The following is a 12,049-nucleotide window of genomic DNA, read 5'->3' as shown; positions in this document are numbered from 1 at the left end:
ATTTGTTTTCTTTTTAGCAAACTGGCTTTCGTTTGGTTACGAAATTAGCCGAGAAATGCGACGCGAGCAATGTGTACAATGGAAAAAATACGCCGGAAAGACTCAGAGAAAAGCGCATATTATTCAACTGCTTACATTTATTTCTGGCTTCCCATTTTCCCAGCCATTCTTCACGATCCCAGTTCTTGATTGACACAAAGACCCGGAAGGGAACCTAGTTTGATCGCGATCGGGAGGATCGAGCCAAAACATTGCTCCGAGGAGGGAAACATGAACGTCAGTAAATATATTGTAGCGGCTTCGTCCGCTGTGGCCGTCTGGGTACTATCTGCCACCTGCGCCTTCGCTGAGACCAATCTCGAATTCATCCAATGGTGGGAGCCCGAAATGCCCGCTGGCGCTCTGCGTGGCATCATGGATGAGTTCGAAGCTAAAAACCCTGGCATCAAGGTGACGCTTGTCAGCGGCCCCTACTCCGCCACCCATGATCAGATCGTGGTCGGCGCCGCGTCGGGTACGCTCAGCGATGTCGTCGGCCTGGACGGCGCATGGGTCAACGGGCTTGCAAAGCAGGGCGCAATCGCGTCGATGGACAGCCTAATGGCCGACGCCAAATATGACCCGAGCCAGATCGCTGACATCATCAAGGTCAACGGCCAAAGCGTCATGTTCCCGCTAGCCTCGTTCGTATACCCGGTCTTCGTCAATCTCGATCTGGCCAAGGCTGCCGGTGTCGACAAGATGCCGACTACCCGCACAGAATTCGCCGCTGCCGCGAAGAAGATGACCAATACGGACAAGAACGAATACGGGTGGGTGCTGCCGCTATCGCTGCAAAATCCCGGCGGCATCCAGAACGACGTGATGTCTTGGGTGTGGGCTTCCGGGGCGTCGATGCTCAAGGACGGTAAGCCCGATGTGGAAAATAGTGCCGTGGTCGGTACGCTCGAATACATCAAGTCCCTGCAGGACGCCGGCGTCATATCGCCAGGCATCTTTGCCAAGAAGGAACAGGACAAGGTCGAAGAGTTCGTCAACGGCCGCGTTGGAATGATGATCGACTCGCTGGCACATATCAATCTTATCCGCCAGCGCAACCCCGATCTCAAGTTCGGCATCTCTGCCCTGCCTGCGGTTGATGGCTATTCGGGTAAGCGCGGACTGCCCTATGCCTCGTGGGGCATCGGCATCAGCAACAGCACCGAGCACAAGGCTGAGGCCTGGAAGCTTGTTGAATATCTGATGAGCCCGGAAGTGAACGGCCGCCTGGTATCGCTCGCAAACGCCTTTCCAGGCAATGTGCACGCGAAGCCTGACTTCTCGAAATCGGACCCGCTATTTGAGGAAGCCTTCAAGATCTACCAAAGCGGCCACCTGGCCAACGAATTCGTGGGCCTGCCCGTCGCCGAGGACCTGATGCGAGACATGAACGTCGAAGTGCAAAAGATGTTCGACGGCCAGCAAACCGCAAAGGACGCGGCTGCCAATACGCAAAAGCAGTGGTTGGTTGACTTCGCCAAGTAGGCGCAGCTCCAGACAATTCCGGCAGCGCGATATGGTTCTATCGCGCTGCCGCTGCATCGTAACCAGACGATACGTTCCTACGATCAAACGGGTTACACCTCATGAGCCTCGCCAACGAAGGTCTGATCGTCACGCCAACGAAAGTGCGCAAGCGTGGCATGATCTCTTACAAGACAAGAAAGAGGCTGATCCCGCTGTTTTACGTGGCACCAGCCACGTTTTTGTTTTGCCTGCTCATGCTGTTTCCCATGATCACGGTCCTGCGCTATTCGCTGATGGACGGCGCGATCATGAAAAAGGACGCTGCTTTCGTAGGGTTGCGGAACTACGTGACGATCTTCGCAGATCCGGTTTTCTGGCAGTCGGTCGGGCAGACCCTCTATTTCACGGTGATGAGCGTCATTTTCCATCTTCTAATCGGCTTGGCCTTCGCGCTCTTGCTGAACACCCAACGCGTCCATCCGGTGATTAGAAGCATTCTGCGTGTTCTCTACATCTTGCCCTGGCTCTTTACGGCAGTGATCATCGCGATCATATGGCGGTTGCTTTTGGATCCCAACGGCGTGGTCAACAGCATCCTGATGGCGCTCCATATCGTCAACTTCAAGGTCGAGTGGTTCTCCTCGACGAAAACCGCGCTCCATGCGTTGACGTTTGCGAACATCTGGGCGGGATACCCGCTTTACATGGTCAGCTTGCTCGCCGGTCTGCAGGGCATCCCCAAGGACCTTTACGAGGCCGCAGGCATCGATGGGGCCAATGAGTTCCAAAAGTTCCGGTACATCACGATTCCGCAGCTGATGCCGATCATCATCAGCATCGCCTTGCTGGATTTCATCTGGACGATGCAGGTCTTCCCGCTGGTCTGGATGACAACGGGCGGTGGCCCGATCCATGCGACCGAGGTGCTAAGCACATATACCTATAAGCTTGCGTTTTCGAGTTACGAATTTTCACAAGCCTCGGCGAGCGCGATCTTCATCCTGATCATCTCGATGGGCGCGACTTACTTCTACATCAAACACCAGAAGGCCAGGTGACCGGCAATGGCAAAGCGCTCTTCTTTCAAAAACACCGTATTGCCCACCGTACTGACATATCTGGGGCTCGCGGCCGGTCTGGTCTTTGCAGGTTTTCCCATCCTGTGGATGTTTTTCACTTCGTTGAAATCGAACACCGAGATCTTTGCCCTACCGCCGAGGCTGCTGCCCGACCATTTCACCAACGTAGCCTACCTTTCGATCTTCAATGATCCGGTCAAGGTGCGCTTCTTTCTCAACAGCTATCTCGTCGCGGGAGTGGTAACGCTTCTGACGCTGCTGGTCGCCATTCTTACGGCCTATGGCTTCAGCCGCTATTCATTCCGTTTTAAGAATACGCTTAACGTCTTCATCATCAGCACGCAGACCGTCCCGCCGATCACGCTTCTCATCCCCTATTTCGGCATGGTCGTCGCCTTCGGCATTTTCAACACCTATTTCGCGCTGATTCTAACCTACATGGTGTTCACCCTGCCTTACGCAATTCTGCTGATGACCGGCTATCTCAATACCCTGCCAAGGGAACTCGATGAGGCGGTGTTGGTCGATGGCGGGTCAAGTTGGACAGCGCTGTGGCGTGTGGTTATCCCTCTTTCAGTGCCTGGCATCGTCGCGACTGCGGTCTATACGTTTCTGTTGGCGTGGAATGAGTTCCTCTTTGCGCTCACTTTGACGAAGTCGACAGACATGCGGACCGTTCCAATCGGTATCGAGTTGCTAATGGGCCAACATGCGTTCGAATGGAACGAGATGATGGCAATGAGCGTGCTGGGATCGCTCCCGCTTCTGATCCTGTATCTGATTGCACAGCGTTATTTCCTCGCAGGCTTGGCCGCCGGGTCGGTGAAGATCTGAGCGGCTGGACTCCCAGTTCGCCGCTCTCGTCATCCCGTTGAGGGATTGGCCGGAATGGTGTTGCTGAACACAAACACCCCCAATGTCCGGCTACCCGGTTCGAACGTGATCGTCCATTCCTGCCAGCAGGGAAGCAATCAACGCTGGGATCATACTGGCGGCCAACTTAGGAGTCGTGCTTCCGGCCTATGCTTGACCGCGCATGACGGCGCACAGTTCACTATGGAAAGCTGCACTCCCGGCACGCGCAATCAGATTTGGCACCTGCCTCTCCTGCCTGCCGCACCTAGATGATTGTGGCACGGGACAAACAGAATTCGATTCCTCGCAGCAGCCTCTAACAGACGCGACAGCGCAGTGCGAAAGACCACCGCGGAAAACTTAGGAAAGAAGCTGTACGGATTGTCCCTGCGCCGAAAGCAGTTTGGCGGCCTTCCGGTCAAACGAGACGAAAGTCTCCCCGCCAAGCCAGCCGCCGTCAAAAGCGATCACGCCGTCCGCGAAATCGCCGCCGGCATCGAGGACTGACAGCCCTGCCTCAACTGCCGGCCGGTTGACGACAACATTCGCGGTGTTCAGCAACGCCCGGATCGCCGCGGCAATATTTTCGCGCTCTGTCTGGTATTGCCTGGCCAGAACCCAGGCGAACTCGCACAAGGCCTGCAAGCTCACGGCCACGATGTCCGCTTTGGCCAGCAGGTCGACGGCAACGGCCGCCTGCCCCTCATCATCGGCGACATAGGCGCGCAGCAGCACATTCGTGTCGGCCGTAACCCTCATTCCTTGCCGGACCCGGCCGCGGCGCCCGCTTCCGCTATCGCCTCGTTGATCTCCTCGATGCTGAGCACCTGGCCGTCCGTCTTGCCTCTGAGGAAGCCGTGGAGGTCCCGGAACGACCCTTTCGCCCGTGCCGCCTTCAATTCCGCCCGACCGTCGGGCAGCAGATCAAGCTCGATCTTCTCGCCCGGCTTGATGCCCAGATGTTGCAGCACGTCCTTGCGGAACGTCACCTGTCCCCTTGTCGTCACTGTTAACGTTGTCATATTAAACATTTCCTGTTCATCGCAATAAGATAATGCAAATCTGCATTATTATCAATGCAGATCGTCGGGGCCAAGCTTGGCGTCCATGCGGCGACAGAATCGGATTCCTGCCGTTTAGAAAGCCGCCAGGCACTGTGGATTCGCTCTCGCCCCCTAGTTCGGCAGATTCGTTGATTTCCCAACGTCGAGTGGATCACGAACGGTCGCTTCGAGTATCTCGAGATAGCTTTTTCGACGTTGCGGCCGGTCTGGACCGCTGCCCTCCATCTGCTCTGCGATCTTCTTCAGATTTTCCGCCGCCGGCCAGAAACGACCATCACCTTGGCGAATTCGCTCATAGCGGACAAACAGGGCAGGTCAGCCACGATTGGCGGATCCAAGGGGCTCGCGCACTTCCGTGCTAATGGACATCTTGCAACCGATGCCGACCGGTTGCCCAAGAAAGCGCTTCTTCGAGCCGGTCGTCTCCCCAAAAAGTTTCGCCATTTACCACGAACGCAGGCGAACCGAAAATTCCGTATTCGCGCGCCGCATCGGTTTCCATCTTGAGCCGCTCGTGGGCGGCGGGTGCGTTGGCCTGAGCGATCACCGCATCCACGTCTTTGCCGAGTGGCCGAAGCACGTGTTCAAGGTGGGCTCTGTCGCCGAGGGCCACGCCCTCCAAATACCAAGCCTTGAAGCTCTCGATTGTATAGTCCTCACACCAGCCGCCTTCCGCGGCGACCATAGCAACCCTGTTGGCCAGAAGGTCGGGGTCGGTTGGCCAGATGGGTGCATTTACGAAGGGTAGCGCGTGAGTTCGCGCCCTGCGCTGCACGTCACGCCACATGTATTTGACCTTGGCGGTCTGCGAGCGAAGCGCAATGTTGTTTTCCGCCATGACGGTGCGGACATTGAATGGACGCCATCTGACGGTAATGCCAGCGTCCCTCGCCAAAGGGCCGATACGCATGACGGAGAGGTATGCATAACCACTCCCAAGGAAATAGAAAAATTCGAGTTGCCTCATCCGCTGTCTCCTCGACACTGTCTGGAGCCCGGGCGTTCACGCGATCGTCGACGCCACCACTACGCTGCCAGCTGCCCTTACCAAGACTTCACGCGTCGCCTCCCAGTTTCCTGGTCGTCATGGCGCATCGAAGGCATCCTGCCCAAACATCAGGGTAATTGCTGAGTTCCTGTATTGCGCAAGCGAGATCCCTGTCTTCGCTCTGTGAAAAGGCTTGCCGAATTGCTTCCCAACCACGCAACGTTACAGTGGAAGAGACGATCCACCTGGCATCTTCCGCCTAGGCTGAAGCACAAGCTGCTGCCTTGAACCGATTCACGAGCTGCAACGTATTCTCTCGTGATTGGGCAAAGTCTAAGCTAAAGCCAACTATGGCCTCCTGCCTCCCGACGCACACTATCGCCCAACGTTGGAGCGTAGGCAATATTGTATTAGCGTCAACTTGAATACCGCCATCGTCGCTCCCGGCTCACCCTGGCGCGGCGAATAGGCATTGGTGACGTGGTGGCGATCACCGCGGCACAGGGCGCGGGCCTATCCGCGTCTCAGCCGCAGCTCGCGCGTGACTCCCGGCGGCGAAATTCGAACTCCGGACCCCTAGAGTCGAAGTTACTAGTGTCAAAATAGTTGTTTTAGATGAATTACTTAATCAAAATGTCGTTTTCGAAAGCCTTGGAAATCCAAGATCATCGGATCGCCTAGAGTAGAGGCTTCGTCTCGCGCACTTCCTGGTTCTGTCCGCGATCGATCCAGCCGTTGGCGATTGAGCAGCATGGAATCGCCGAATTCATGCGTGCGATATCGGTGCTCGGCGAAGGCCGCGGAGGCCTTGGCGAGCAGAGCATCGTCGGCAAAGGCGCGCAGCAGCTCGAAATGGCTTTCGCCGGGCTGGTGGACGCCTGTTAGAATCGCATCGACCACGCGAAGTGGGGTGCCCAGCGCGATGCGCCCGGTCGCAATGCCGTTTGCGGCACGCACATTGCCGTCGGGGTTGGCAGCTGCCTCAAGCGCGCGCACCACGCTCGTGCCGATTGCGATAATGCGGCTTCCGCGGAGCTTCGCCCGCGCGACCTGGGCCGCGGTGCGCTCGGGAATGCGGTACGGCTCGTCGAAAGGGAGGCGCAAGTCGAGCGCGGGGTCCCCGGTGGAAGACACGCCCGCGGCATGCGTGAGTGTTGCGAAGCCCACGTCTCGCCGACGCCAGGCCTGGAGCGTGCGCCAGTCGAGTGCGAACCCTGCCGAGGGCGCCTCGAACGCCACCGGCCCGGCGGCAATCTTCGTCCAAACATTCCAAAGTGCCAACGGTTCGCGAACATTGGCATATTGGATCGGCCGGCCGTGCTGCGCCACTCCTGCAAGCACCGCTGCGCGGTTGCCTCGGAAGCGCAATTCGAGAAGGCGAGGATGGTCGAGAAGGCGCTCTATGACGGCTTCAAGCCGGCCGAGCCGGAGGTGATCGCCTGGTGATAGCGGGGGCGGAGGCAGCCGATTTTCCGTGCGCATGCGGTGATCGCCCGCGCCGAAGGCAATCGCCAGGAAGTTGGTTGGGTCGGGAAATGTCAGCCAGCCTGCCAGGCGGATCTCGATCGCCTCGTCGCTGGGAAGGTGCGTGCCGCGCAAGCTGGCAGGCAAGGTCGCGGCGTCATTGGCGATGACAAGATCGCCGGCATCGAACAGTATCGCGAGTTCAGTGCGCGGCAGGTCGCGCGTCGCGCCGTCCGCCTCCACGACGAGCAGCCTGGCGGCGCGCCGATCCGGACGGTCGGCGGCAATCATCCGCGTGTCTCGGCGAGAAGTGTTGCGCCGGCCGGCAACGTATCGAGCATCTTTTCGATGATCTCGGCAGCAGCCAGGTCGGGACGCTTCAATGTCGACGGATCGGCGTCAGGAAGCGCCAGCGCGTGCAGCGGGGTGTCCATATCGCCGGGGTCGAGCGCGAGGTGCCGGATGCCGTCGGCCTTCGCCTCCTCGTCCCAAATCGCCGTCAGGTGAGCAAGAGCGGCCTTGCTCACACCATACGCGCCCCAGCAGGGATAAGCGTTCACCGCCGCGTCGCTGGAAATGTTGATCACCAGCGCGCCACGGTCCTCGCGCGCGGACGCGGCAAGTGCACCGAACAGTGCTTTCGTCAGCCGGAACGCGCCGACGAGGTTGACCGCGAGCGCTTTTTCCAGCTCCTCGCACTCGGTATCGGCAAGGAGCGCCAGTGGAACGGGCCCGAGGCTCGACGCATTGTTGATCAGAACGTCGAGCCCGCCTAGGCTCGCGGTGACCTGCAACGCGATCGGGTAGATGTCGTCTTTTTTGCCGACGTCGCCGACGATGCCATGTGCGCCCGTCTCGTCAGCGATGCGTTCGACGTTCGCGGCAGTGCGGGCAACGAAGGCGACGAACGCACCCTCTCTGGCAAGCTGCCGGACAAGGGCCAGTCCTAGGCCGGACGTGCCGCCGGTGACTGCTACACGAAGTCCCTGAAGATCAATGTTGGTCAGCATTGACGATACTCCTTCAATCCGTACAACTTATTGGTACAAGCTGAAGTTAACTTGAGGTCAAGCATTCATTCCGTGGATCGATGCCGACCAGACTCACGTATCGAGGCGCACCTTCGCCTTGTCGGCCAGCGGGCTGATCGCATGCGAGCGGGCCGGAACGGGCGCAAGCGCAGCCGCGATCATGCCGAGCCGGATCGCCTTATCGTCTTGACGCCGCGTATTGGCTGTCGATCGAGGCGATCGGCTCCGAGTTCACCGTGATTATCAGGCCGGTGAAGGAAGCGTGTCGCCGTGCAAGCGCCATCGGGTTGCGGCGGCGGAAACAATTCTCAGCCTCGCCGAACGCCACCAGTACACTACCAATCTGCAGGCGCGGGGCTTGGGAGGCTCGCGATCGGGCCTGGTCGGACTGATGCCGCCCATCCACGACAATCGCTACTTCTCCGCCATGGCGCAGACTTTTGAGGGACATGTGCGCAGCCGGGGCCAATGCTCGGTCGTGGTCAGTGCCAGCCGCGACCAGGAGAGGAACGGCGGACGCGGAGACGTTTTCTCGATGACGGCGGCTTCTCCGGCTGACCAAGGCCCACCGGCTTCACTCAACCAAAGAAATATGATCATGATCTGGACCGAGACGATCGGCTTCCTCGGAAGCTTCTTCGCCGTTCTCACCTACTCAATGAAGCCTCAATGAAGCCATGCTGTGGCTGCGCATAACGGCGGTGCTGAGATGGTTTGTGCTTTGCCGCCTATGGCGCCCCTCATCGGCAGCTTACCCTGAGCCTGATGGAACTGGTGCTGCTGCCGGTTAATGCCTGGCGCCTGTTCGAACTTCTCCATCAAACTCAGCCGGGCCGGATTCAGGGGGCCCGAAAATGCCAACACCGCATCTCTGGCTGCTGCTCCGGTGGGCGCTTTCCCTCTGGGTGCTCGGCCGGATCTGGCTTGTGATCGCCGCTAGCGACCGCTTTCAGGAAGTGGCAGAGCTCGTCTCAACCGCCGAGACGAGGCGCAAATTCGCCTAGCGCCTCAACGCCGCATAGTTCCGCCTTTGATGGGCGACAGTGGACCGGCGGTTTTCGGGATGACCATCTTCCATGCCGAACGGCTGTGATGCGACGCATTGCGGAAATCGAGCCCCGTAACTGAGCGGTGGCTTTCAGAACATGATGACCTCTCCGCGAAGTCGAGAGGCCATCGTGATCAGATCTCGGTTCCCTCGGCGATGTGAGCGCGTCCCCGACCTCGACATCCGGATGGCGAACCGTATTCTCGATCTCGGTGTGCCCAAGCAGGATCTGAACCGCCCGGAGGTTGCCTGTTGCCTTATAAGAAGCGGATCGAAACCGGAAGTTCGACGCGAATTCAACGGAGAGCTCGCCGGCTGTTCACGCTACTACGCGCTCAGTCCTAAGACAAGCCGCCAGAGAACTGGCCTTCCAGAAGCGACGCAGGTCAAGGGAACGTCGCCTCGCCGGGCATCTTTGCAACTGCGACGATCACTCTGGCACGCCGGAGATGCCCAGCGCCTCGACATAACGCTCGGCGAACACCTCGTCCAGCCACGGGTTGATCTGTCTCTGCAGGGTGAGCGTGTAGGTCGGGAACGCCTTCATAAGACGCCGCGCCGCCGCCTGCGCCTCGTCCAGCCGGTTGAGTTTGACCAGCGCCATGATCACCACCCGGTGCGAGGAGCCGTAGTTCGGCATCTCGTGCAGCGCGCGTTCTCCCCATGCCAGCGCTTCCTCGTAGCGCTCGAGCATCAGGTAGCTCATCCCGATGCCGGAGAGCGCGATGCCCTTCTCGGGGTCGATCGGGCTCAGCCGCATTGCCCTGTGAAAGTGCTCGATGGCGACGAGCGGGCGGCTGGAATGTGCGTTCACCCAGCCGCTGCCCGTATGGCCCTGCGCCGAATTGGGGTTGAGCAGCAGGGATCGCTCGATCGTGCGCAACGCCATCTCGTAGTCCTTCGCGCTGTAGGCGATCACCTGCGCGGCGAAGCGTAGGCTCGTGGGATCGTCGCGCGCTTCCGCCAGTACCTCTCGCGCCATGCGCGCGGCGACTCGGATATCGTCGGGCTCGTGCCAGCACTGGCTCACGGATAGGCTGCGGATATAGGCGCCGAGTGCCTTCGCCAAGTTGAAGCCAGGGTCGATGCTGAGCGCCTCGTTGGTGAGCCGGCGCACGTCGGCAAAGCCTTCGCGCGTCATGCTGTAGAAGCGCGGCAGCGCGCGAAGGTAGAGGTCGTAGGCGCTGATGTACTCGGTCGGTTTCATGCGCGCCTGCTTGATCTCCTGCAGCCGGATGCTCGGTTCGACCGCACCGACGACGCTCTCGGTCACCTTGTCCTGCAGGTCGAAGATGTCGCTCACATCGCCCTCGAAGCGGTCAGTCCAGACATGGTGCCCACTGATCGCGTCCACCAGCTGCCCGCTGATACGCACCCGCGATCCTGCTCTGCGGATGCTGCCTTCTAGCACGTAGCGGACGCCCAGCTCGCGCCCGACCTGGCGCAGGTCTACCGCCCGGCCCTTGTAGGTGAAGGACGAGTTGCGGGCGATCACGAAGAAGGAGTTCACCCGACTCAATCCCGTGATGATGTCCTCCACCAGCCCGTCGGCGAAGTATTCCTGGTCGGGGTCGCCGCTCATGTTGGTGAAAGGCAGGACCGCGATCGAGGGTTTCTCGGGCAAGGGAGGCGATGCAGCCACCGAGGCGCTGGTGTCGGACTCGACGCGGTAGGCGCGCACGGGCCGCTCGATGTTCTTGAGGCGCAGGTTGCCGAGCGGCCTGAAGCCGCAATCGAGCTTGCCCTGAAGGTGGTCGTACGCGGTGCCGGAGACGACCACGGTGCCGGGATCGGCGATGCTTTCGAGTCGGGCGGCGATGTTGACCCCGTCACCGTAGAGGTCGCCGTCCTCCTCGCAGACCACGTCGCCGAGATTGACACCGATGCGCAAGCGAATCCGCTCTTCCTCGGGCATCTCCGCCTCATGTTCTGCCAGGGCCTGCTGAATCGCCATTGCCGAGGTCACCGCGTTAACGACGCTCGCGAACTCGCACAGCATGCCGTCGCCGGTGAGCTTGACGATCCGACCCTGGTGCACAGAGACCAGCTGTTCGAGGAGGTCCTTGCGGTACATCTTCAGCCGCTCGAGCGTGCCGCGCTCGTCGCGCTCCGTCAGGCGCGAATAGCCGACCACGTCGCAAGCCATGATCGCTGCGAGGTGGCGCTGCGTGGTCACTGCACCGCTCAGCCAAGCGCCTGCACGCGGGCCGCCCCGCGTCCATGTCCTGCCAACTTCCAGACGCCCCATGCGCATGGTATCTATCTCTCCCAGTCGCCGCCGTCGCCGATATAGAACGCAGAACGCAGCTCGACCTTGCCTTCACGAGGTTTCGCTAACCCTCTTGCGAGGCGTGGAGCGTTCCAGTCGCCGCGCCCACGCAGCCTCTGGAGACGCTGACACGTCACTCCCAGAAGGCCGGAGATATTTCTTGCCCTGTGTAACCGGTTGACGCCACCGTGGCGGTGCTTTTGTCACGGCGATGTAACAGCGAGATGGCCTGCGAGCGCGCGCATCGGGCATTACACCAGACGTTTGCGCATAGAGGTGCTGAGGTCGGCAGGTGGTGCGGGCGCGACCTTCAGCATGGTCAGCTGCGATGTCTGGCTTTTGGGCGAAAGCAAAATCCGCCTCTGCGGCCGATATTGAAGCGTAAAACTGCCATTCACTTCGTGATAGATGTAGGCCGGCTTCAATTCAGAACCGACCTCGGCCAAAGGCTACCTTTGAGCCAAGATGGCCTTAGTTGCATGTGATTGGGCAAACACGCCGACTTCCTCAGTCGGCTATTGTCAAGCCGCTCGGGCTTCATGTCTTCGCCGCTCACCATTTTGTCACGGCGGAGAAATCGAGTTTGCCTGAGCCGAGGATAGTCACTTTCGCAACGACGCCCACCTCGGCCGGTACCCTCAGGTCCATGGCGCCATGGGCCTTGGCGAAGACCAGGAATTCGGTACGCGTGGCGTTGACGGCCTCGGTGACGAGGATCAAACCAGTCGAATTCGGCATTCCGGCA

Annotated in this window: 12 protein-coding genes and 2 pseudogenes; 6 read left to right on the top strand and 8 right to left on the bottom strand. The window is 59.7% G+C overall.

What is annotated here, in order from left to right; genetic code table 11:
* The first annotated feature begins 270 nt into the window (after window positions 1–270).
* From NKI50_RS26815 to NKI50_RS26800, 4 genes are all read left to right on the top strand, one after another.
* On the top strand, window positions 271–1,524 hold the full coding sequence (locus tag NKI50_RS26815; RefSeq protein ID WP_031194880.1) for an ABC transporter substrate-binding protein: 1,254 nt from the start codon (window positions 271–273) through the stop codon (window positions 1,522–1,524).
* Window positions 1,525–1,682: 158 nt separating this feature from the next.
* Entirely contained in the window at window positions 1,683–2,564 is an 882-nt protein-coding gene (locus tag NKI50_RS26810; protein WP_198030552.1) for a carbohydrate ABC transporter permease, read from the top strand.
* A gap of 6 nt (window positions 2,565–2,570) precedes the next feature.
* On the top strand, window positions 2,571–3,419 hold the full coding sequence (locus NKI50_RS26805) for a carbohydrate ABC transporter permease (RefSeq protein WP_352591001.1): 849 nt from the start codon (window positions 2,571–2,573) through the stop codon (window positions 3,417–3,419).
* Window positions 3,420–3,473: 54 nt separating this feature from the next.
* Window positions 3,474–3,713: a ricin-type beta-trefoil lectin domain protein gene (locus NKI50_RS26800; RefSeq protein WP_352590998.1), complete on the top strand. Its 240-nt coding sequence runs from the start codon at window positions 3,474–3,476 to the stop codon at window positions 3,711–3,713.
* A gap of 87 nt (window positions 3,714–3,800) precedes the next feature.
* Here the strand turns inward: NKI50_RS26800 and NKI50_RS26795 are convergent, their stop codons facing one another.
* The 5 genes from NKI50_RS26795 to NKI50_RS26775 form a co-directional block, all read right to left on the bottom strand.
* Complete coding sequence (locus NKI50_RS26795; RefSeq protein WP_352516340.1) at window positions 3,801–4,199, bottom strand: type II toxin-antitoxin system VapC family toxin; 399 nt, start codon at window positions 4,197–4,199, stop codon at window positions 3,801–3,803.
* Window positions 4,196–4,462, bottom strand: a complete 267-nt coding sequence (locus NKI50_RS26790) for an AbrB/MazE/SpoVT family DNA-binding domain-containing protein (protein WP_352718076.1) — start codon at window positions 4,460–4,462, stop codon at window positions 4,196–4,198. Before NKI50_RS26790 ends, NKI50_RS26795 begins: the two co-directional genes overlap by 4 nt.
* Window positions 4,463–4,862: 400 nt before the next feature.
* Window positions 4,863–5,471 (bottom strand): 2-hydroxychromene-2-carboxylate isomerase, encoded by a 609-nt coding sequence (locus NKI50_RS26785; protein WP_352718074.1) that lies wholly within the window; start codon window positions 5,469–5,471, stop codon window positions 4,863–4,865.
* Window positions 5,472–6,116: 645 nt separating this feature from the next.
* A complete protein-coding gene (locus tag NKI50_RS26780) occupies window positions 6,117–7,247 on the bottom strand; it encodes an S-adenosylmethionine:tRNA ribosyltransferase-isomerase (protein WP_352718072.1) in 1,131 nt (376 codons plus the stop codon).
* The gene (locus tag NKI50_RS26775; protein ID WP_352718070.1) at window positions 7,244–7,966 is read right to left on the bottom strand and encodes an SDR family NAD(P)-dependent oxidoreductase; all 723 of its coding nucleotides are present in this window, start codon (window positions 7,964–7,966) and stop codon (window positions 7,244–7,246) included. Before NKI50_RS26775 ends, NKI50_RS26780 begins: the two co-directional genes overlap by 4 nt.
* Before the next feature lie 316 nt (window positions 7,967–8,282).
* Here NKI50_RS26775 and NKI50_RS26770 point away from each other — a divergent pair.
* Window positions 8,283–8,492, top strand: a pseudogene (locus tag NKI50_RS26770) (LacI family transcriptional regulator); the annotation flags it as partial.
* 349 nt (window positions 8,493–8,841) lie between these two features.
* Window positions 8,842–8,991 carry a hypothetical protein gene (locus NKI50_RS26765; protein WP_023721868.1) on the top strand — a complete coding sequence of 50 codons (150 nt, stop codon included), beginning with the start codon at window positions 8,842–8,844 and terminating at the stop codon, window positions 8,989–8,991.
* Window positions 8,992–9,169: 178 nt separating this feature from the next.
* Here NKI50_RS26765 and NKI50_RS30595 read toward each other — a convergent pair.
* From NKI50_RS30595 to NKI50_RS26755, 3 genes and pseudogenes are all read right to left on the bottom strand, one after another.
* A pseudogene (locus NKI50_RS30595) lies at window positions 9,170–9,306 on the bottom strand (integrase); the annotation flags it as partial.
* 159 nt (window positions 9,307–9,465) lie between these two features.
* Complete coding sequence (locus NKI50_RS26760; protein ID WP_352496564.1) at window positions 9,466–11,211, bottom strand: adenylate/guanylate cyclase domain-containing protein; 1,746 nt, start codon at window positions 11,209–11,211, stop codon at window positions 9,466–9,468.
* 645 nt (window positions 11,212–11,856) lie between these two features.
* Entirely contained in the window at window positions 11,857–12,042 is a 186-nt protein-coding gene (locus tag NKI50_RS26755; RefSeq protein WP_156948243.1) for a hypothetical protein, read from the bottom strand.
* Window positions 12,043–12,049 lie beyond the last annotated feature (7 nt).

The organism is Mesorhizobium sp. M0563 (assembly GCF_040321065.1).
GTDB lineage: Bacteria > Pseudomonadota > Alphaproteobacteria > Rhizobiales > Rhizobiaceae > Mesorhizobium.
Note: the sequence above shows the minus strand (reverse complement) of the source record. Positions and strands in the feature narration are given on the sequence as shown.